19 protein-coding genes and 1 pseudogene are annotated in these 21,420 nt (G+C 52.9%); 10 read left to right on the top strand and 10 right to left on the bottom strand.

Annotation, left to right across the window (positions count from 1 at the left end):
- Positions 1–3: 3 nt before the first annotated feature.
- From KGP16_RS13350 to KGP16_RS13335, 4 genes are all read left to right on the top strand, one after another.
- Positions 4–924, top strand: coding sequence for an ACP S-malonyltransferase (locus KGP16_RS13350; RefSeq protein WP_223499834.1), 921 nt, complete (start codon positions 4–6; stop codon positions 922–924).
- A gap of 7 nt (positions 925–931) precedes the next feature.
- Entirely contained in the window at positions 932–1,978 is a 1,047-nt protein-coding gene (locus KGP16_RS13345; RefSeq protein WP_223499833.1) for a hypothetical protein, read from the top strand.
- Between the two features lie 235 nt (positions 1,979–2,213).
- Positions 2,214–2,660 carry an STM2901 family protein gene (locus tag KGP16_RS13340; RefSeq protein WP_181817521.1) on the top strand — a complete coding sequence of 149 codons (447 nt, stop codon included), beginning with the start codon at positions 2,214–2,216 and terminating at the stop codon, positions 2,658–2,660.
- Positions 2,660–2,965, top strand: coding sequence for a DUF1493 family protein (locus KGP16_RS13335; RefSeq protein ID WP_223499563.1), 306 nt, complete (start codon positions 2,660–2,662; stop codon positions 2,963–2,965). Before KGP16_RS13340 ends, KGP16_RS13335 begins: the two co-directional genes overlap by 1 nt.
- A 73-nt stretch (positions 2,966–3,038) precedes the next feature.
- Here KGP16_RS13335 and KGP16_RS13330 read toward each other — a convergent pair whose 3' ends face one another.
- From KGP16_RS13330 to KGP16_RS13320, 3 genes are read right to left on the bottom strand one after another with little or no spacing between them, the layout of a single operon-like run.
- The gene (locus KGP16_RS13330; protein ID WP_021806432.1) at positions 3,039–3,518 is read right to left on the bottom strand and encodes an Hcp family type VI secretion system effector; all 480 of its coding nucleotides are present in this window, start codon (positions 3,516–3,518) and stop codon (positions 3,039–3,041) included.
- Between the two features lie 32 nt (positions 3,519–3,550).
- A complete protein-coding gene (locus KGP16_RS13325) occupies positions 3,551–3,808 on the bottom strand; it encodes a hypothetical protein (RefSeq protein WP_021806431.1) in 258 nt (85 codons plus the stop codon).
- A 41-nt stretch (positions 3,809–3,849) separates the two neighbouring features.
- Positions 3,850–4,095 (bottom strand): hypothetical protein, encoded by a 246-nt coding sequence (locus KGP16_RS13320; RefSeq protein ID WP_021806430.1) that lies wholly within the window; start codon positions 4,093–4,095, stop codon positions 3,850–3,852.
- A gap of 403 nt (positions 4,096–4,498) precedes the next feature.
- Here KGP16_RS13320 and KGP16_RS13315 point away from each other — a divergent pair, with 403 nt between their 5' ends.
- Complete coding sequence (locus tag KGP16_RS13315) at positions 4,499–5,104, top strand: nitroreductase family protein (RefSeq protein WP_024530294.1); 606 nt, start codon at positions 4,499–4,501, stop codon at positions 5,102–5,104.
- 40 nt (positions 5,105–5,144) lie between these two features.
- Here KGP16_RS13315 and KGP16_RS13310 read toward each other — a convergent pair whose 3' ends face one another.
- From KGP16_RS13310 to KGP16_RS13300, 3 genes are read right to left on the bottom strand one after another with little or no spacing between them, the layout of a single operon-like run.
- Positions 5,145–7,367, bottom strand: coding sequence for a virulence factor SrfC family protein (locus KGP16_RS13310; protein WP_218519338.1), 2,223 nt, complete (start codon positions 7,365–7,367; stop codon positions 5,145–5,147).
- Positions 7,364–10,294, bottom strand: a complete 2,931-nt coding sequence (locus KGP16_RS13305; RefSeq protein ID WP_021806427.1) for a virulence factor SrfB — start codon at positions 10,292–10,294, stop codon at positions 7,364–7,366. Before KGP16_RS13305 ends, KGP16_RS13310 begins: the two co-directional genes overlap by 4 nt.
- Entirely contained in the window at positions 10,294–11,487 is a 1,194-nt protein-coding gene (locus KGP16_RS13300) for an SrfA family protein (protein ID WP_209554297.1), read from the bottom strand. The genes KGP16_RS13305 and KGP16_RS13300 overlap by 1 nt, the downstream gene beginning before the upstream one ends.
- Positions 11,488–11,652: 165 nt before the next feature.
- On the opposite strand from KGP16_RS13300, the gene KGP16_RS13295 reads away from it, so the two are divergent.
- Positions 11,653–12,651 carry a sensor domain-containing diguanylate cyclase gene (locus KGP16_RS13295; RefSeq protein ID WP_371822637.1) on the top strand — a complete coding sequence of 333 codons (999 nt, stop codon included), beginning with the start codon at positions 11,653–11,655 and terminating at the stop codon, positions 12,649–12,651.
- A 177-nt stretch (positions 12,652–12,828) separates the two neighbouring features.
- Here KGP16_RS13295 and KGP16_RS13290 read toward each other — a convergent pair.
- Positions 12,829–13,431 (bottom strand): annotated as a pseudogene (locus tag KGP16_RS13290) (dTMP kinase); the annotation flags it as partial.
- Between the two features lie 406 nt (positions 13,432–13,837).
- Positions 13,838–14,377: a tyrosine-type recombinase/integrase gene (locus tag KGP16_RS13285; RefSeq protein WP_223499831.1), complete on the bottom strand. Its 540-nt coding sequence runs from the start codon at positions 14,375–14,377 to the stop codon at positions 13,838–13,840.
- Between the two features lie 254 nt (positions 14,378–14,631).
- Between KGP16_RS13285 and KGP16_RS13280 the strand changes: the two genes are divergently transcribed.
- On the top strand, positions 14,632–15,021 hold the full coding sequence (locus tag KGP16_RS13280; protein WP_223499830.1) for a hypothetical protein: 390 nt from the start codon (positions 14,632–14,634) through the stop codon (positions 15,019–15,021).
- Between the two features lie 314 nt (positions 15,022–15,335).
- Here the strand turns inward: KGP16_RS13280 and KGP16_RS13275 are convergent, their stop codons facing one another.
- Positions 15,336–16,352, bottom strand: coding sequence for a LacI family DNA-binding transcriptional regulator (locus KGP16_RS13275; RefSeq protein WP_059200838.1), 1,017 nt, complete (start codon positions 16,350–16,352; stop codon positions 15,336–15,338).
- A 752-nt stretch (positions 16,353–17,104) separates the two neighbouring features.
- Between KGP16_RS13275 and KGP16_RS13270 the strand changes: the two genes are divergently transcribed.
- Both KGP16_RS13270 and KGP16_RS13265 read left to right on the top strand, forming a co-directional pair.
- Positions 17,105–17,851: an SDR family oxidoreductase gene (locus tag KGP16_RS13270; protein ID WP_172413909.1), complete on the top strand. Its 747-nt coding sequence runs from the start codon at positions 17,105–17,107 to the stop codon at positions 17,849–17,851.
- A gap of 12 nt (positions 17,852–17,863) precedes the next feature.
- Positions 17,864–19,480, top strand: coding sequence for an FGGY-family carbohydrate kinase (locus KGP16_RS13265; RefSeq protein WP_037375922.1), 1,617 nt, complete (start codon positions 17,864–17,866; stop codon positions 19,478–19,480).
- Between the two features lie 36 nt (positions 19,481–19,516).
- On the opposite strand, the gene KGP16_RS13260 is transcribed toward KGP16_RS13265, so the two are convergent.
- The gene (locus tag KGP16_RS13260; RefSeq protein ID WP_021177940.1) at positions 19,517–20,392 is read right to left on the bottom strand and encodes a LysR family transcriptional regulator; all 876 of its coding nucleotides are present in this window, start codon (positions 20,390–20,392) and stop codon (positions 19,517–19,519) included.
- 132 nt (positions 20,393–20,524) lie between these two features.
- On the opposite strand from KGP16_RS13260, the gene blaFONA reads away from it, so the two are divergent.
- Entirely contained in the window at positions 20,525–21,412 is an 888-nt protein-coding gene (gene blaFONA, locus KGP16_RS13255; RefSeq protein ID WP_218519339.1) for an FONA family class A beta-lactamase, read from the top strand.
- Positions 21,413–21,420 lie beyond the last annotated feature (8 nt).

Here is a 21,420-nt window from a genome sequence, read left to right as displayed (position 1 = left end):
ATTATGATTTTCCCAGGACAAGGATCCCCGGCGATCGGCATGGGCAGCGATGTCTGTGATGTTTCACCGGGCACCAAGGCGGTGTGGGATTGTGCCAGCGATGTTTCCGGGCTGGATGTACGCAAGCTATGCCAGAAAGGGCCGATGACACGCCTGACCAAAACCCTTTATCAGCAGTTGGCCGTCACCACCGTTAACACCGCCATGCTGACGTTGTTACGCGAACGGACTCCCGTGTTGGAAAGCGGTTATGCCGGGCATAGCGCAGGTGAATACACCGCGCTGTATGCCGCCGGGGTGATGGATCTGGAAACGCTGTTCCGCGCGATCACACTGCGCGCGACCATCATGCAAAACCTGGCCGAACAGCGCAAAGGGGCGATGTATGTGGTCAAACCCTACAGCCATGATGCGCTGCGCGAGCAGATCGACAATCTTGGGTTGGGAACCGTACTCAACGTGTGCTGTGACAACGGGCATCAACAGCAAGTGGTAGGAGGGGAACTGACAGCAGTTAAAACCCTGGTTAATCATCTGGCGCGCCATGGGGTAAATACTATCAAGTTGGGCGTCAATGGCGCCTGGCATACACCGTTGATGCATGATGGAGTGGCACAGATGCGCCAGGCATTGGCCGACCTGCCATTTTCTGCGCCGGTTTGCCCGCTGATCATGAACAGCAGTGGCAAGGCGGAATATAGCGTTGCGCAGATCAAGGAAAACCTGGCGTTGCACCTTATCCATACCGTGCGCTGGCGTGAAAGTATGGATCGGTGGGCCCAGATGGGACATCGACGCTACCTGGAGATCAGCAACAAGAAAATCCTCAGCCACCTGTTGGCGGAGCACTACGGGGCTGTCGAGGATTACCATATCCAACACTATTACCATATCGTTGGCAGCAGCGTTAAGCATGCGGGATAAGGGCGATATGATGCCAATATTGACTACTTTCAGCCAAAGATACATGCGAGGAGCCGTGATCCCCGTGGTGTTGGTCTCCGCTATTCTGACCTCGTCATTGATCCGCAACGTCATTGACATTACTCTGCCGGAGATGATTGCCGGATTGGGGGCGATCTGTCTGTCGATTGTCTGGAGCATGATGCGCGATGGTCAAGGTTACTGGGCGTACAGCGTATTTACCTTGCGGGTGTTTAAAAACCCGCAAGCGGTCGCGGGCCAGTATAAAGAGCGTAAAACAGCAGGGATGGCGAAATTGCTGTACCAGCCTGGCTGGGCTTCTTTGGTCATACTGTGCCTGGCGGCGGCACTGAGCGGACTGATATGGCTGTGCGCCCCAGACTGGCATTATCCCTTGATTGTGCTGCTTGGTGTCTTGGTGCTGCCAGCCTTGATGGTGGTTCAGTTAGGCAAATCAGCGCCGTTCAATATCCTGCTGGCCTTGAAGTCCTACAGTGAGCCCGAAAGCTATCGCCCTCGGCAGCGCCGTTTGCCAAGATTGGTGGCCGAAGATTTGCTATTGAATCTGCTAACCAATTTCGCCCTGGTCTTGCCGATTGCCCGTAAGCCCGCATTTAGCCTGGTTCCCGGCTATGCCGATCCTGCTTTTATCGTCGCGTTTATGATCCTGGTGGGGGCGGTGACGCTGTTTATGCTGGCGTTTGCCAGCCGGACACGACGTTATGTGCTGTTTGGGGAGTTACTCAATGGCACGCTGGACGCCCACTCTGTGCCTGCTGCTCCCTGGGCGTTCACCGGCAAGCTGACGCGTTGGCAACGTGGTCTGCTCTGGCTGCTGGCTTCGCAGCTGTGGGCTATTGCGATCTGCCTGGTGTTTGCGGCATTGCAGAACACTGCGCAATTTATCCCGCTATACCTTTGTGCATTGTTGCCGTTGCTGGTCGTTTACTGTGCGGAACGCTATCAGACCTTGTATAACAACTACAATGACGCGCTGGAAATGCACAAACGCCATCAGGTGTATGCCAATAACGATGCCAAAACGATGAAGTAATTCATGGGGGGCTTCTGGCGCCCCCCATGTGACTAGGGAAGTCTGCGGTTATTGGATATTGAAGAAGCCAACGCGCAACAGCACTTCAGCGACCACAATCAACCCGCTGCCTAAGGTAAGCAACCGCTTGTTGATGCGTTGGGAACGCCAGCAGAATGCCAGTGCGCACCAGTTTTAAACTCATTGTTGAAAGTGGTATGATGATAACCATTACTTGATGTGGAGAATGAGTAGAATGGATACTACCGAAGAACTCAATGGCACGTATTACTATCACGGAATAGACAATGTCACCGCTCAAGAATTGTTTTGGATAATTTTTGTAGAAGAGTTTGCCAAGCATGAAGGGCTTACCATAGAAAGCGCGGCGATGATCATCATTGGCTGGCCTCTGATACCAAAACAAAAAGGGTTAGGGAAATCAACCTGGGGGACAAGCATAGCCTCTATAGCCTCTCGAAGGATCTTTAAAGATATGCGTTTTGCTGGACAAGTAGAAACGCCTGTCGGTTTTATGAAAACCCGTATGACCAGCAAGATCGGGACAGCCGTAGGGCGATATGCCCCCTATGTGGGTTACGCACAGGCGATGATCGTTTTTAGCATCATAGCTAAAGAAACACGGAATAAATACAATCTGATTGCACGACCTGAACACCGTATTGAATGGACGCCTTTCTAATGGTCGATGAAAACGAAATCCTAACATACCTCACTGAAAAATATAGTCTGCATAAAAAGCCCGTCCTTAAAGAATGGACTTTTCAAGAGCACTTTAATTTTGTTCAGGAAGAGTTAGAGGAAATGCTCGTTGACCTGTTCACACGTTACAAGATATCGCATGATAACTTTGATTTGGATGAATACTTTGAACCGGAATGGCCTGTATGGTTGTGGTGGAAGAAGCTACAACGAAGAGTATACAAACCACTCACGGTCAATATGTTCATAGAATCCGCAAAAGCGGGAAAATGGCTGTATCAATAAGAGATTCACTGCCCCCTGTCTTATCATACAGCCTATACGATTATGTTATAGACACGGTTTATGCCGTTAACGCTTAAAAGACCCTATCATCCCAAATGCTATAACCAGACGTACCGGCCATCCGGTGATTCCAGGAAATGGATTTATATTTAAGGACGATCTTCTCATGCGGCATCATATCATTATCATTTATGGAATGCGGATAGATACATGTAATATCGACAATGCTGGCTTCCGTCAGTTTAATTTCGTAGTAAAGCTCTAACTGTCCTGTCGTATTTATTCTGTAAAAATAAAATATCGCTTCTATAAGCTCATTGTCAGAAATTGCCATCGCTAACAGGGGCGAGGACTTATCAATAGGTTTAATAAAGTGAATAGGATGATGCTGTACGTTCTGCTCACGCGTGATACTATGATCTAACTCTAATACTTGTGCTTGGTCTTCATGACCTGTCTGGGTTCTGTTACCAATAGAGTCGAATGATGAACATCCGGCGGAAATCAAACCTTGTTTTTTTCCTTTAAGACTCACATAAATCAGGCTAGACATAGTATTTCCTTATATAAGTAGAGATCACTTTATTACAACCCTGTCGGAACTTTAATTTCCAACGTGAATTTGTGGTGAACGCCATTACCATCAGAGAACTTCATCTCAGCGTAATGGCCCTCTGTTTCAGCAAACAGTGTAAATATTGATTCCATCATGACTAATAATGCTTCCTCTGGAGCCATGACGCTATCATTAACGATACGCCTGAGTTGTTGATCTAACTGACTCACAAACTCATCTTTTAACTCGTTATTCACTTTATCTAAAAAGCTCTCAGCAATTTCCATATCACTGACTCCATTAGTAATAAAACCAGTAAAATTCGATATCAATGAAAATGTGAGGATATTTTTTCAAGCGTAAGCTTGAGTGTACGCCCATCTGAGACTTTCATTTCAGCGGAGTCGGTTTTCATTATGCCAAACAACGAAATACATCGTTTCATCATTAGCGCCATTTTTTCTTCAGGCGCTAATGGGCTTTCACTCAAACTATGGCTAATTTGTTCTGACAATTCAGCCATGGCCGGGGATTGATGACCGAAAAAAGTCCGTGTTTCTTTCTCTTTGTCCATCTGAGTCACTCCCTTTATTAGGGCGGAAGCCCAAGCTTGAAAAAGTGTACACTAAGTATGCTTTTTTAACAATATTGCCAAGATTAGCACAGTGGGACCCACCCTTGTCATCAGTAATACAGATTAACTATAAACAACTGGGGTTGTCTATAAAAATGCATGCGTAGTAGTTTCTGTTATTCAAAATTAAAATATCAGCCCATTGTTTCATTATAAAAATGAATGTTATTGACGCTTTTATCTATGCCTGATGGGGGGAGGGTAAAAATGTGAAAAAAGACGTTGCTATTTTACTTGACGGCGGCAGGGGATGCCCTGAGCCAAACGGAGCACAAATCCCGGTGGACAGAGGCTGCGAAAAAGCGACAATAAGCGGGTTAACTTAATCAAAGGACATGAAGTAATGCATACACTTGACGCTATTGAGCAACGCCGCGCGACCAAACAGTTCGATACCCAGCATGTAATGACGCTGGATGAGAAGAAGGCGCTGCTCAATATTGCCCTGCAAAACACCCCTAGTGCTTTCAACCTGCAGCATTGGCGCCCGTTGTTGATCGAAGATCGTGCCCAGCGTGAGCATATCCGCGAGGTGGCCTGGGGCCAGGCGCAGGTGACTGATGCCTCGATGCTGGTTGTGCTGTGTGGCGATCTGTCCAGTTGGGAATCCCAGGTGAAAAACATCTGGCGTGAAGCGGCGGAACCGGTGCAACAGTTTATGTTGCCTGCTGTCGACCAATATTACCGTGGTAAGGCTCAGGTACAGCGTGATGAAGTGATGCGCAGCAGCGGCCTGTTTGCTCAGACGTTGATGCTGGCAGCCAAGGCTCAGGGTTATGACTCTTGCCCAATGGACGGCTTTGATTTTGACGCCGTGGGCAAAATCATCAATAAGCCAGAGCACTACCAGATTGCGCTGATGGTGGCGATTGGCAAGGGCATCGGCCAACCTTATCCGCGCATTGGTAAGTTGCCGGTTGATGAGATTGTGCAGATCGACCGTTTTTAATTGAATTGCCTCTCTCCCCGAAGGGAGAGAGGTTGCTGAACTAACCCATCCCCTGAAGAATTTTTCCCAAACGTTCACGCTGTTGTTCACTCAGCGCTTGCCCACCGCCGTGGCCCGCATTCTCTGTGATTAATTGATATAACCCCACCAGCCAATCGTATATATACAGCGCCGTGTTATTGATCGGCTCGACAGGTAATGCGGTCATGCGTAGCTCGGCGCTCTGGCTGGGTTTGGTAAAGATCTTATGGCCGCGATTAATGCGGCTTTCTGGCCGTTGCGCCTGCGGACGCAGCTGGAAGCCAAGCCAGGCAACAAAATCCCCCAGCACCGTCAAGGTACCGGCGATTTGCCGCTCGACGTGATTTTCCCTGCTGTGGCCCACGAGTCCCGGTTCGGCCAAGGCATTCCCTAAGCGTTGCCAGATACCCAGCCGGAAACTGGCGGTGATCAACTCATCGGCCAGCGTGGTCAAGGTGGCTGTTTCAACCGCCAGCAGGTCGATTAACGCACGATGATCGGCCAGATTACGCAGTTGGGTGATCCATAGCTGTTGCACCTGCAAAACCACGTTAGCACCAGACTCCAGCGGAGATGCCGCTACAGGTTGCTCGTCAAACAGATCTAGCTCGATCGCCAAAGGATCGTCGTTATGTGGGCGATCTTGCTGCTGCTGGCAAAAGAGAGGCAGTAGGACGTTGCGGTCTGGCAACAGGTGCTCCAGCAGTTCGCCATGCAGCGTGGTGCGGCCCTGCAACGCTTTTACCGTAGCCTTGGCGAGGGGCGCTTTATCCTCAGTTGCCACGTTGAACCAGCGGCCAAGCAGGTTATGCCGTAACTCTTGCTCATGACGATCGAAATGTTGTTGCAGGCGGTTATGGCGGGCTGCGACATTCACCGACGTGAGCAGGTAGTCGGTCATACGCCGGACTTCATCTTCATTCATCGCCAGTAGCGTTCCCCAAACCTCGCCGGGTTGGCCAACGTACCGTTGTATGGCTTGGTCAAAATGGGCCGACGAACGCCGATCGCACGGGGTAAATGCCCAGATCAAATCGGGATGGCCACGGCTATCGGCTTCCTGATGTTGTTGTACCCAATGATCCAGCGCCTGGCCGACCATTGTGGCTTCTTCACGGCAGGCCGCAGCATGGCAGACGATCAAGGCTTGCATAGCCTGTTGGTCGCTATAACGTTGCAGCAGCGTGAGGCTCTTGGCCTGCTGCAGACTCTCGTCGTCTGCCCTATAGGCAGGTAGATCCAGATAATCGGTTGACGCAAAGCCGCTATGGACCGGGTGGCTCTGTAAAGGGATCAACAACTCTGCGGTCAATAATCTGAGGTCTGCCGAGGGCATCGTCATCATACCGTTATCGAGTTTGAGCTGAACCTTGTCATCGGTCTCTTCCAGGCTTGCTGGCATCAGGATGCCATAGCTGGGCTGCTGATTTTCATCCGTCAGCAGGCTGAGCGGAGCCCGTACGCTTGATGCGCCCTCCAGTTGATCCAAGCGGTAAGCCAGACGGCGATAACATGCGGTTAATGCCGGTTCTTTCCCCCATAGCGGAGCAAACAGCTGCGCCCGGTCGTCAACGGACAGATAGGGAGCGATAGCCAAGGCGTTTGGCCAGTATTCGCTGTCCCAACGATGTTGTAACTGTGGGTCGTCGCTGCGCAAGCTATCCCAGAGGGTAACGATATCATCGGCACCGATACCTGGCACTGCCTGAGGTTGGCAACGTTTTGTCAAAGAGGCGATGAGCTCTTCGACCTCTGTTTTTTCTATTGTCTGTTGCGTATGGCTGCTACGCGCCAACATCCACACTAACTCTACCGACGTCAGCAACTGAAGCTGCACCGGATAATCAGGATCTTGTTGAGGTACGGCGTGGCTAAAGCGGATCGCTATCCCTACGGCGGAGTGTCCCGGACGAATATGCGTCAGGTAATCCAGCGTTTTACCGGCGAAGGTAGTCGCCAGGCAGTCTGGCTCGGCCGTAGCTAGCGAGGCGATAAGATGATGTTTTGCCGCTTGCGAACGGCCATAAAAGCCCAGTGCTCCGCGTTGAGTAGCAGCAACCGCCAGCCGTTGAAGCCGGATGCGGCAACGGTGTAGATTAAGCATCAAGGTAGGCGCTTCCAGTGCGAAACGGGGCGTCTGTAGGCGGGTATTATCCGCCCAGGCCAGCGCCTGAGCGATACCTTGATTTAATAACGGCCAGCGCTGGCTAAGCGGGGAGATTGGGGAAATGGCTGACTTCATGCAAAAACGCTCCCGCTGTCGATCCAATAGTGGGTAGCCCCGGTGGCACTGTCGATCAGCGTATTCAATTTGAGTTGCAGATGTTCGGTGGGCACCGGGCTACCGTCTTCCAGTTCGGCGCTAGTGATGCTCCAGCGAGCGGGAAAGTCCGGCTGCGGAGCAATTTTAACCCGTAACAGGTTATCGCCAGCCAGGTTACGCGCCAGCTGCGGATCGATAATCGTCAGGGTAAACAGCGGGGCGGCGGGCCAGTGTTCGTTATCTAACTGGCGGAATCCCAGGCACAACGCACCGTTGAGGGCAAAGCTGACGTTGCTGTCCAAACCGCCATCCGGTGTATCCAGATCGAGCTCGGCATAGAAAACCTGATTGGCAGGCAAGCGGTTATCCGCATCCAGGCGGCCCAGATAACGCACGGTTGAATAAGGGCGGAAATCGGCCGCCTTAAAGTAAACGCCTGGTAAACGCAATTCCAGCGCTAACAGGCACAGCATGGCACCGACCGCCGCAGTGGATTTGGGATTATCGATCCGCCCTTGCTGGCTGAAAGGATACCAGCCGCTGGTGTGATAACCATCCAGCGAAACGATGCGGTTGATCGGCACCGGCTGTAGCTGCCGGAACAGGGCCTGAATGCCGGGGAAACGGGAAGGGCGGCCAGTGAGCAGCAGCACGTCGCAGTTGTGCAGGGCGATCACCTCGGTCAACAACCGCAGATTGCGGGTAAGCGCCATGCGCGGTGCCAGGAATTCACCATGCAAGTGGCTCAGCCGTAGAATGAGCGGCGTCTGCAAAACATCGAAAAGTTCCGCTTCTGCCGGTAAACCGCGTTGTACCGCAGCATTGATATATTTCAATACGTTATCGGTAGGCCTTTGCGTTAACAGTTCGCCCAGCACGGCGTCGATCTCGCTGCGAGTCTGCACCGGGGTGAAGCTTTCATAACGTTCCAGGATCGCTTGAGCGAGCGGGATGAAAAGTTGCAGTGTCACTTGTTGCTGTAGCACTGGGCTCTCGTCCTGGCCAAACAGTTCTGCCATCAGGGCTGTCGGTTCCGCCACGCCGACGCGTTTGAACTCGGCCTGTAGGGCGGGCAGCAGATACAGGCGGATCACTTCCAGCAGAATGTCATCGCCCGCCACCTTGAACCCTTCGCGGAATAACAGATGCGGGGTCACCTTGACGTTATTGCCAGCCGTCTCTTCCAGACGGTACTGGGTGATCGCCAAATCGGTGGTGCCGCCGCCGATATCCACCGAAGCAATACGCAGCGTTTTCCCCGGTTCAGCGGAGTCCGGACGTGCCATGGCGCTAAAGAACGCCTCAGCCTGACCCGCGAAGTTGACCTGGATTTCGTTATACAGATAGACCATCTGGCCGCAGGTGGCCTCATCCCACTCCATCTGCACGGCGGGGACCGGCACCGAACTGGCTATGCCGTTCAAGTCTTCATCTGCCGAATGCCAACCCATGCCTTGCCACACTAGCGCGATCGCCTCATGCATCCGCTGACGGAAGATTTCACGTTCCGGTACCGGCATGGCGGAAGGCAGGGTCAGTATGATATTACGCAAACGGCGAGGTGCTGCGCCGTCACGCAAAGAGAGCCGCTGGGCCACGCTGTTGATCTGCATCAGCGCCTGGGCCAACAATTCGCTCAACATCAAGGCCATCAGCGAACTGCGGCTGTAGTTTGGGGTGAAAACCGGCAGGCGTTCTTCCGGTGGCAGGCTGGATAACGGCTGGCCTTGGTCATTGATCAACTGAGCCAATGGCGTCGCGATAGCAGGCGGCTCCTGCAGGCAGTGCTCTGCCGTACGGTTGAAGCGCCAGCCAGGGCCGTAACTCTCCTCATCCCATAGATAGCGCCGTGGGCTGGACAGGCCGGTTGATGCCGTATCGCCTTGCCGCTGCTGAGCCAAGCGGCAGGCTTCATGGCCGACTCGGGTCAGGGAAGGCCAGAGAAACGCATCGTCGCGGCCACTTTCAAACGAGTAATTCGCCTTGCCAAAGTTGGCGGGGGCGAACTCCGTGCGGCTGGAAAACAGGCCTTGGTGTAGATAATGCGGTTCGCCGAGATCGCGCAGTTGCAGTTCATAGCTGTGTTTCAAGCCGTTGCGTTCCGCTGGGTGATCTTCTACCAGGATGCCGCAGGTATGGGAGTTGCCGACATCGAGGATCAAATCCACATTCACTGCGGGTTGCTGCACATCGCTACCTAGAGTGATATTAGGTACGCTTAGCTGGCTGGCCAGCAGTTCCAGCAGGTTCAGGTAATGCGCCTGGTATTCAAATTCACGTAGCGAAGCGTTGATGTTGCGCTCCGGGCGCTTCTCCAGGGCGGCGGCCTGTTGGGTGAATGCCTCGCGCAGCCAGCCGTCCACCCAGGTAGCATCGAGGAAATCACCCAGATCCTGGCTATGGTGTGCCAGCGCATAGCTCAGCCCGGTGGCGATATCCTGTTGATTAGGAGCCAACTGTTGGCTTTCATGTCCTGCTGGATAGGTTTGGGTATCAAATGCCAACGTGATGCGCAGCGTATGTCCTTGCCGGTCCGGCTGCTCCAACCGTCTGATTTGCATACGCGCCCAGTTGTCCGGCCCGCTGAGAAAACTGTTTGGCGGGTTGAAGCGCAAGAACGGCAGCGGTAACCAAACGCGATCAAGCAGCCGCAATGACTGTTCCAGAGGAAAGCTGAATTCCGGACGTACCATTTCGGCCGGTTCGCCGGGGGCCACCGGCAGGAAATAGCGATCCTTGGCCTGATGATAGTTCAGCCGCAGCAGTGGGCCGTTGGCAGTCTGACGGACAAATTTGCCCGGTCGCTCGGCGTCCAACACCGGCGTAAGGGAGAAGTCCAGAAATTGGATCCCGCTGTTGGGTATCAGCGTAACGCGCTGCGGATATGCGATGGGGGTCGCCAACATTATTTACTCTCGCGCTTGATCGTCATAGGGAATACCGTTTCGTTGTTGCCATAACGCCCGCTGCATTCTGCGGCGGCGCCAGCTTCACCTTGCTTACACACCAGTTCCGGCATTTGATAACGGGAACCGTCGCTGCAACGGGCCTTGGTACGGCTGTTGATCACCAGATTGCCGGACTGCATCAGGCCGGCGTTGACCTCGACCCGGCAGGTGACTTTGTCACCCTGTACGATCCTGGCGGTGCCCTTGCCACGGCTAAACTGATATAGCAGGCTCGGCGGTTTGCCGGTCAGCGGATCCTTGATCGCCAAGGTGACGCGCCATTTGCCGTTGAGGAAAGCGGTAGAACCGACCTTTACCGCTTCGGCGGGTAACGTCAGCGCCAGTTTATCGACCACTACCGGCGTGAGGACCGGCGGAGGAAGCACCTCCGCATAGCCTAATGGCAACTGTAGAGCGGCCGCAGTAACAACCGGCTTGGGTTGTACCTTGGCTGGCTCAACCGTTTTTATGGCTGGCTGAGGGGTTGGTTTAGGGAGCAACAACCAAATCGCGGCGGCCAGAATGAAAACAGCAGGCAGTAGCAGCAGCCACCAGGCATGGTGAGGCTTGTCATCCGCCGTGGTTGGCAGAGGTGCGGGCGGCTGCGGTTCAGCAATGGGCTCAGCAATGGGTTCAATAATTGGCGGGGCGATGGGGGGCGCAGGGCGATCTTTCGGGCGCAGGCAATCCAAAGGCGCGTTGCTGATCTTGCCATCGGCTTTCACGCAGCCCCAGAAGGTGATCACCGGTTTGCCATCCACCAGGAAAACGGCGTTCTGATCCGGGAACTGCATGGCCTTGCTGAGCAGCGTCGCAAACATTTGCAAGTTGGCTTTACCGCTGTGGCGAGCGCGTAGACTGATGGCTTCTGCGGTGGTCTGGAAATGTTCCAGCAGCGGCAAGGCAGCCGCTCGGGCGTCGTCATCAGCCGCCAGCCAAGAGATCGCCCGCCCAGCAATGGGCGCATACCAGTCAATACGATCGCCTTGCGCGTTGGGGATCGGGATCGCCAGGCAATCCGCTACGGCTGACTGTTGCTGAAGGCGCAACGCCTCACGCAACTGCGACGCCAACGCATAAACAGGTTGTCCATTTTCGCCCAATGTAAGAACGTCATCTAGATTGCCACTGCGTAAAAAGGGTTTTGCCACACCGGATGCCTTGCTTTTAAGCCTAAACGGCTAGTTTAGGTGGCGATAGCCTAATCAAACGTCTGAAAACAGGGGCAAAGTGGCATCTGTTTTGTGCATCGGATTGCCAGCGGTGGCGAACGATATTATCCTGCAACTAGCTGTCTTGCTTTCCCGAGAAAGACCTTGAGTTTAATTGGAGTGGATGTAGCGATGAAAACGCCAGAGATACCTGCGAATGAAGTACAGCGATTGAAGGCTCTGCGTTCCCTGCATCTGTTGGACACTCTGCCAGAAGAGCGCTTCGATCGGGTGACACGCATGGCCCGCCGGCTGTTCGGTGTCCCCATTGCCTTGGTGAGTCTGGTCGACGAAAACCGCCAATGGTTCAAGTCCAACTGTGGGCTGGGAGCGGCTACGGAAACGCCAAGAGATATTTCGTTGTGTGGTCACGCCATTCTGGGTAACGATATTTTGTTCATTCCCGATACGCTGCAGGACGATCGCTTTGCGGATAATCCTCTGGTCAAAGACTCGCCACACATCCGTTTCTACGCCGGTTGTCCACTGAGCTACTCCGGCGATCTGAAGATGGGGACCCTGTGCCTGATCGACGATAAACCCCGGCAGTTTGATGCCGAAGATGCGGTGGCGCTGCGCGATCTGGCCTCGATGGTCGAAGATGAGCTACGTGCCTTTCAGGCATCAACTTCTGACGAACTGACGCAAATATCCAATCGCCGTGGCTTTATCTCCCTGGCAGGTCATATGCTGCAACATTGTCAGATGAAAGGGGTTAAGGCCAGCCTGATATTTATCGACCTCGATAAATTCAAATTGATTAACGACACTTTCGGCCATGGGGAAGGTGACCGGGCGTTAATCTATTTTTCCGAGCTGATGAAACGGGTGTTTGGCTATTTTGACGTGATAGCCCGTTTGGGCGGTGACGAGTTTGTCGCGCTGATGGGCAGCCGTAGCAAAAGCGAAGCCGAACAGGGGATTTTAGCCCTGCAACGCTACGTGGATGAACATAATGCCTCGCAGATCACCCCTTACCAACTGGCGTTCTCCTATGGCATCGTCGAGTTTGATCCCGCCACGCCCCATAGCTTGGAAACCTTGCTGGCAGAAGGGGACTCCACCATGTACCGGATCAAGAAATCCAAGTGTATGCGGAGTTAATCGGCAAGTTATTCGCCGCACCAAAATGATGTACAGACCGCAGACAGGGGAGACAGATGTTCAAGGACATGGTGAACACTTTTCTTGCGAGATGAAAAGCCCAGACTCGGTACGTACAGCGACATGCGGCGAGAGCCCAGCCCGCAAAACCGATGCCTATGGGGCATCCAAACACTCTACTCTGTAGATCTCAGAAATCACCTTCATCGTTGCGTCTTCGATCGTTCCTTCATTTCGGCATAAAAACCAGCCGTTATCTGCAATTTCTCGCTCGAACGCCTTGGTACAAGCGACATGATCTTCCAGCTTATAAATCACAGTACTACTTAGCCCACGCGGTCGGGCCGCGGCCCTTGCCCATGAAATATCAGCCGCAGTAACAACCCCGACATGCAGGTCTGGTGTTCGCACGTTTCGTTCAATGTTAAGCTGTAAAATCTCTGCAAATGGAACCATCCGGCGAAACGCCGCATCCGATGGGTACCAGCGATCCATCAAGATAATGCTGTCCGGTGGCTGTTTAGTCAGGACTTGCTGGGAAATCCAGGCACGGCTATCAGCAAAGCGCTCACAAACCTCCAATTCTAAATCCAGGGTGGGATTTCTGGCGAGCTTGTTAACGAGGGCCATTGTTTCCCTCCTGTAGGGATCGCTTTTTTTCTCGCAAAGTCGGATCACCTTCTTGTTGTCTGCCCTTAGTACTTTCGTAATGGCCTCCAAAAGTGTGGTTTTACCGGCTCCCTTGGGCCCATCCAGAGAAATAAATAGCTGACGACTCATTCTTTAAATGACGATGGATATACGGTTTTTGTAAAGCTTGAATCTGGCAAAAGCATCTTACATTCCTTCGTATGAATAACGCGCCTCTTCTCGTTCGTCGGAGCCGCCTGGCGCGTCAGCGCGAACCGAATAGAGGGCTCTTATAAACAGACACTGAAGAACCTTCTGGCAATGATTTTAACTCACGGGTCTAAAACCCAGGATTACAGCCGTTTTATGGTCATTGCCCATATGTTGTGACCTGTGCGGTGTAGTTTAAGGGATCCGCTTAGAAAACGGAAAACATCCCACGTTAAGCCTGTTTTTAAGCCGATAGGCGTTGACGGGCCGCTATGAGCGAACAGCGGACGCTTGTACTTTTGCCCTCCCCATAAACTGACAACATAATGGCGGCATTTCATTCTTGCTAATGATCATTTGCCCGTTGACCCAACAGAAGTTGGATCACCGGGAGATTCTTGGTTTTCTTGTAGATCAGGTAAGGTTTTGTTCTTCTGATGGAATGTGTGCTGAAAAGCGAATCTTCGAGACCAAGCTTTGCTATCCATCCATGAAAAATACGGCTGTATTGTCGGGTTGAGATATGTTGGCAAGAACCGACCCGTGATTGGAACAAGTAGTCTTTACTGTGCAAATTGCCTAGCTTAATCAATGCTGCAACTGCTTCTCTTGTCCCTTTGGTTAACTCAAACTGGACAGGGCTACCGGTCTTTTGTTGTAACACCGTTGCTCTGCTTGAAACAGAACCGCTATATGCAACATCCGATACTTTAAGCTTAACCAGATCGCAGCCCCGAAGCTTACTATCCAAAGCCATGTTGAACAGAGCCAAATCGCGCGTTTTACCTTCCAGCTCAAGTCTGATGCGGATCCCCCAGATTTGGGATATCTGAAGCGGCTTTTTTTGGCCGATGATACGATTTTTGTTCCACGGTGACGTGTTCATAATCAAACCTCCTGAGGTGTGGGAGATTTGATTATGGCTGTCCCTCGAGAGCGAATTGCTACCTTTGACAGTTGTCCCCACTCTAAAGCCCTGAGCTACTGAAAATAGGGGAATGGTGGACGACCTTGATCATGATATCCTATTCTAGGAATAGCTATCGCAAGCAGTGTGCTCCCTGTGGTCGCGGGACACACAAAACGCTGCGCTTATTTGGTCGGCCCTGTTGCCGGTGTTATAACTCTGAAGAGGAATCTATGATCCAATATTTTTCTGAAAAAAATACCCTTGAGAATAGAGCATTACAAATATGGCAAATTCTTATCGGATTCGCTTATGAGCGTAAGATAACTACATATGGAGAGATTGCTGATATTCTTGGTTATAAAGGTGCAGGTACAATGGATCGTCAACTAGGTCATATTCTTCACTTTTGTGCTCAAAACAAATTACCACCATTAAGTGTATTGGTTGTAAATTCTGAGACAGGATTGCCTGGAGATGGGTTTGATACGATGGGTGATTTACATAAACAGAGAGAAAAAGTATTTAATTTTCACTGGTTTGATATTATTCCACCAACGCCAACTGAGTTGGCTTCAGCGTGGAAAATAGCAGAACAAAATGGCTTTCGTGTCCAGTTATAATAACCCAATGCAATTGACGGTAATGCTCCCAACCTACTGATTAGCTGTGTCATGTTAGATTTAAGCTGACAGGTTTAGTAGATAGAACACCATCAAACCTGACAGTCTGGTGTGAGCGAAGTAGACTTTCTGGCATATGGTGATTGTCGTCATATGCCAGGGAAAATATGATTGTTAAAGGTTGTGGAGGTATCAACCTGGAGCTATAGATGGCGGATTTTCATAGCTCAATGGACATATCCATGCAGCGTAGATCTGTTTGAGCATGTCTTGATGGACATGTACTTTGCTTAATCCTACCCATCGTAGTTACCTCAAATCATCTCTGGGAAGATCGGCGGTATTTCAATCAGTTGCTTTTCTTGGGAGTTGGCATCGATCAGCGCAAACGCCGCCTGCAACATCTTGTTGACGTCCTGCTTCACCATCACGATGTCATGGCCTAACAGCAGTACGAAAGGGTCCCAGTCAAAGCAGCCCATCACTGGCTGCTTATCACCGCGATAGCCAGACGCCACCAACCAGCGCATCACGCCTTCGAGCGAGATCGTCGAGTTGACGAATAGCCCGGTTTGCAGATCGCCGCCTTGAGCCATAAAGGTCTTCATCGCCAGTTCGGCCTTGTCTGGGGAATAGCCGCAGGCCAACAGGTTCTCTTCGATGACCTCAACGCCTAACTGCCGGTGGGCATCTCTGAAGCCGCGCAGGCGTTCCGTGGTGTTATGGTCAACCCCGCGCCCGCCAACAAAGATCAGTGGCTTGAGGTAGCCCAGCCGTTTTTCACAGTTGGCCAGAATTCGTAACGTCAGCTCTTTGGCACCGGCATAGTTATCGGTGATCACCGAAGGGGCGAGGGTGCCTGGCAGATCGAGATTCAACGTTGAAATACCGGAAGCAGCGCAGATCTCGGTGATATTGTCGGGGGCGGTGGCACCGGTGGAGATGATCCAGTCAACCTGATAGGAAAGCATGGTGCGCGCCGCTTCGATTTCCAGTTCAGGATCGCGGCTGGTGCAGGTAATCACCGGGAACAGGCCGCGTTCACGGGCCATCGATTCGAATAGCTCGACGATCGAACCGAAATAACGGTTGTCATACTTGGGGACGATCATGCCGATCATGGTTGATTTACGGCGGCGCAGCAGGCTGGCCTGCTGATTGACGGTATAGCCTTGTTCTTCGGCCAGGCGCAGGATTTTATCTGCCAGTTGGGCGCCAATGCGGCGCTTTTTCCAACTGCCATTGAGCACGGCGCTGACCGCACTTGAGGAGGCTCCGGCTAGTTCGGCCAGATCGTAAATCGTCGTTTTTTTTGCTTTGAACCCAGTCACAAATTTCGCTCCCCAATTTTCTATATCTTGACAGTAAAAATAAAAAGTAGCAATTATGCTCAATCGATTGAGCGTCGTGAGCAAAGAGTATGACACGGTGCGTAAACGTCCCCTCACCCCAACCCTCTCCCACAGGGAGAGGGGGCTGGCACGGCGTTAAGGTCAGGTGCGGAAGTGCGTTTCCAACCCTTGCAAATATCAGGCTGGGTCAGGAAAAGGGGTACGTTTTAGCCCTTGCGATTTAGGTGCTGAAGTTAGGCTCGATAGATAATCCGTGGCACGTTCGGTTCCCACAGGGAGAGTGGGCGGTACGGCGTTGAGGTCAACGGCGGTGGTGCGTTTCCAACCCTTGCAAAGATAAAGCCGGGTAAGGAAAAGGTACGTTATAGCTCTTGGTACGTTATAGCTCTTGCGAGTTCGGTGCTGAAATCAGGCACGGGAGCAAATCCGTGGCACGTTCGGTTCCCACAGGGAGAGTGGGCGGTACGGCGTTGAGGTCAGCGGCTGTGGTGCGTTTCCAACACTTGCAAATATCAGGCTGGGTCAGGAAAAGGGGTACGTTTTAGCCCTTGCGAATTCGGTGCTGAAGTTAGGCTCGATAGCTAATCCGTGGCACGCTCGGTTCCCTCTCCCTTTGGGAGAGGGTTAGGGTGAGGGGCAATATTGACAGCCAAATTTCTTAACTCGATGAACTCACACGCGGTGACTTCGTCGTGAAAATTTGATCTCTTGTTTAATAAAGGAACCCAACCATGACAGATTTCACCCAATTGAATTTCTCCCTCAAAGGTAAGGTCGCGGCGATCACCGGCGCGGCCTCGGGTATCGGCCTGGAGTGTGCGCGTATTTTCCTGCAGGCCGGGGCTAAAGTGGTGCTGATCGACCGTGACCAGGAAAAGCTGCAACGCCTGACCGATGAACTTGGCGAAAACGCGTATCCACTGGTCATCGATTTGCTCAACCCGCAGCAGGTTTCCGGCATGCTGCCCGGTATTTTAGCGGCGGCCGGGCGACTCGATATTTTTCACGCCAATGCCGGCGCCTATATTGGCGGCCCGGTGGCAGAAGGGGATCCGGACGTTTGGGATCGCGTGCTTAATCTCAATATTAACGCCGCGTTCCGTTCTGTGCAGGCAGTGCTGCCGCATCTGATCGAGCAAAAGTCTGGCGATATTCTGTTTACCAGTTCGATTGCCGGGGTCGTCCCGGTGATCTGGGAACCGATTTATACCGCCTCAAAATTTGCCGTTCAGGCATTTGTGCACTCCACACGCCGACAGGTGTCCCAATATGGTGTGCGGGTTGGCGCCGTGTTGCCGGGGCCGGTGGTTACCGCGCTGTTGGACGATTGGCCAAAAGCCAAGATGGAAGAGGCTCTGGCCAACGGCAGCCTGATGCAGCCAAGGGAAGTGGCCGAAGCGGTATTGTTTATGGTAACGCGCTCGAAGCATGTCACCGTACGTGATCTGGTGATCCTGCCAAATAGCGTCGATCTCTGATAGGTGAAAATGATGAACAATCAACAGCAGGTCGTTATTGGTGTCGATGTGGGTTCAGGCAGCGCACGGGCAGGGGTTTTTGATCTCTCGGGTACCATGTTGGCGCATGCCAGCCAAGAGATCACCCTGTTCCGCGGTCCGGAAAATTATGTTGAACAATCCAGCCGTGAGATATGGCAAGCGGTGTGTGCCAGCATCAAGCAGGCGGTTGCCGCATCCGGTATTGCCCCAGACAATGTGGCAGGCATCGGCTTTGATGCCACCTGTTCCCTGGTGGTACTCGATGCAGACGGCAACCCCCTGGCAGTAGGGCCATCTGAAGATCCCGACCGTAACATTATTGTGTGGATGGACCATCGGGCCACGGAGCAGGCCGAGCGGATCAACGCCACCGGACATCCGGTGCTCAACTACGTTGGCGGTAAAATCTCCCCAGAAATGGAAACGCCCAAGCTGCTTTGGCTGAAGGAGAACCGTCGTACGGTCTACGATAGCGCCTGGCAGTTCTTCGATCTGGCCGATTTCCTGACCTGGCGTGCCACTGGGGACTTGGCTCGCTCCGTCTGTACGGTGACCTGCAAATGGACCTATCTGGCCCATGAGAAACGTTGGGATCCGGACTATTTCCGTACCATCGGCCTTGAAGAGTTGGCAGACGAAGCGTTCCGCCGTATTGGGGATCGCATCCAAGAGCCCGGTACGCCTTGTGGCGAAGGCTTGACGACAGAAGCCGCCAAAGAAATGGGATTAGTAGTGGGCACGCCCGTCGCCGTGGGCTTGATTGATGCCCATGCTGGCGGGATTGGTACCGTCGGTGTCGGCGGTGGCGTCACCAATAACCTGGCTTACGTGTTTGGCACGTCGTCCTGCACGATGACAACCACGCAAAACCCGGCCTTTGTTCCAGGCGTTTGGGGGCCATATTACTCTGCAATGGTGCCGGGATATTGGTTGAATGAAGGTGGGCAGAGCGCGGCGGGGGCGGCGATCAAGCAGTTGGTTTCGTTCCACCCCGCGGCACCAGAGGCAACGGAGCAGGCTAAGGCATTGGGTATTTCACTGCCAACCTTGCTGGCCGATTTGGCGCTGACCAAAATGGTTTCTGCGTCGGAAGCGGCAAAACTCGCCAATGGCCTGCATGTGGTTCCCGAGTTCCTTGGCAACCGCGCCCCCTTTGCCGATCCCCATTCCCGTGCCGTGGTTGCCGGGTTGGGTATGGAAAGCAATCTCGATAATCTGGTGGCCCTGTATGTTGCTGGCATTTGCGGGATTGGCTATGGACTCAGGCAAATCCTCGATGCCCAGTCTCAGATGGGCGTCACCGTTGAGCAGATCGTGATCAGCGGCGGGGCTGGCCGTCATCCGTTGGTGCGGCAGTTGCTGGCGGATAGCTGTGGTTGCGCCGTGCTGACAACCAAGGCGGAAGAACCGGTATTGCTGGGGTCGGCTATCCTGGGTGCTGTGGCGGGGAAGGTTGCCGCCTCGGTGGAGCAGGCGATGGCGCAGTTTTCCGAGTTGGATAGCCAATATCAACCGAATGCGGATTTCCACCCGTTGCACGCTAACCGCTATGAGGCCTATAAGCTGTTGCAAAGCGCGGCCAAACGGATCCGTGAGGAGCTGCAATAAGTCTGGAAACTCGAGGGGCGCAGCCATGCTGCGCCCCTACGTATTATCTTCTGCCGCTTCCTTCAGTAACCATTCGCTAAATATTTCCATCGCCGGGGTCATTGCCTTCGATTTTAAATGGGTTAACCAATAACTGCCCATGTTGATTTCGGTAGCAAAAGGGCGCACCAACTGTGCGGTGGCGAGCTCCCGGGCAAACATTTTCGCTGGGGCTAACGCCACACCACCGGAATGGATGGCGCTCTCGATCATCAGACGGGATGAATCAAAGATGGCGCCATTCACTCTCACCGCCTGCAGGCCAGCGGCGGCAAACCAGTTTTCCCACTCTTCAGCACGGTAAGAACGCAGCAAATCCTCCTGCAGCAGATCGGCAGGGGTAACGATCCGCTTAGCCGTAGCGGGGGTACACAACACGGTCAACGGAGCATCAAACAGCATTTCGTTATGGGTTGATGGCCACAAACCGGTACCAAAACGGATGGCGAAATCCAGCCCTTCGGCGGCCAGATTGACGACGTTATTGTTGGTGCGCAACCGCAGTTCGACAAAAGGATGCTCTTGCCTGAACCGATCAAGACGCGGCAACAGCCAGCCCACGGCAAAGGTGCCAACGGCGGCCACGGTGAGCACCTCCTGGAATTGTCCCCCTTCAAACTGCCGGAAGGCTTTTTCAATATGACCAAAGGCGTCGGTTAACACGGCAAACAGCGCCCGTGATTCCTCCGTCATTTCTAAACCACGGGGTAAGCGTTTAAACAGCACCATGCCCAGGCGTTCTTCAAGCAGCCGCACCTGTTGGCTAACGGCGGCCTGGGTAACATAGAGCTCCAGCGCTGCCCGTGTGAAACTCAAATGTCTGGCAGAGGCCTCAAAAGCACGTAGGGCATTCAGGGGAAGATTAGAGCGCATGGGTATTATCCAAAAGATTTTCTTTATGCTAGAGAAAATTCTTGTCGCTTGTCAATAACGGCCTAACAGAGGATATTTCCCGCCATCCGAAAAGAACTCCGCTGCGTTAATCCATTTTATGTGAGGCAAAACATGGTTAGAAATACATTACGTCAAACCACCCTGATGGTCGCTACGGTTATGCCGTTGCTGTTCGGTAGCGCACCGTTATGGGCGCAACCCGCTAATGCCAAGGCCAATATTCAGCAGCAACTGTCTGACCTGGAGAAAAACTCCGGTGGCCGCCTGGGCGTGGCGCTGATCGATACCGCCGATAATTCGCAGATCCTGTATCGTGGGGATGAACGTTTTCCCATGTGCAGCACCAGCAAGGTGATGGCAGTGTCGGCGTTGTTAAAACAGAGCGAGACGGATAAAAATCTTTTGGCTAAGCGGATGGAGATCAAACAATCCGATCTGGTCAACTACAACCCGATCGCCGAAAAACACCTGGATACCGGGATGACCCTGGCCGAGTTCAGCGCCGCCACTATCCAGTACAGTGACAACACGGCGATGAACAAGATCCTTGAGCATCTTGGCGGCCCGGCAAAAGTGACAGAATTTGCGCGTACTATCGGCGATAAAACCTTCCGTCTCGATCGTACCGAACCCACTTTAAATACCGCCATCCCGGGTGATAAGCGTGACACCACCTCGCCGCAGGCGATGGCAATAAGCCTGCAAAACCTGACCTTGGGCAAAGCGCTTGCTGAACCACAGCGTGCTCAACTGGTTGAATGGATGAAGGGGAATACTACCGGCGGAGCCAGCATTCGCGCAGGTCTGCCAACCACGTGGGTGGTCGGTGATAAAACCGGCAGCGGTGATTACGGTACCACTAACGATATCGCCGTGATTTGGCCAGCTAACCACGCACCGTTGGTGTTGGTGACCTATTTCACGCAGCCACAGCAGAATGCCGAAGCCCGCAAAGACGTGTTGGCTGCGGCTGCTAAAATTGTCACCGCAGGACTTTGAATCGGGGA

It is taken from the genome of Serratia sp. JSRIV006 (assembly GCF_019968685.1).
GTDB classification, from domain to species: Bacteria; Pseudomonadota; Gammaproteobacteria; order Enterobacterales; family Enterobacteriaceae; genus Chania; species Chania fonticola_B.
The sequence above is the reverse complement of the archived record's forward strand: the minus strand, read 5'-3'. Positions and strand labels throughout refer to the sequence as shown.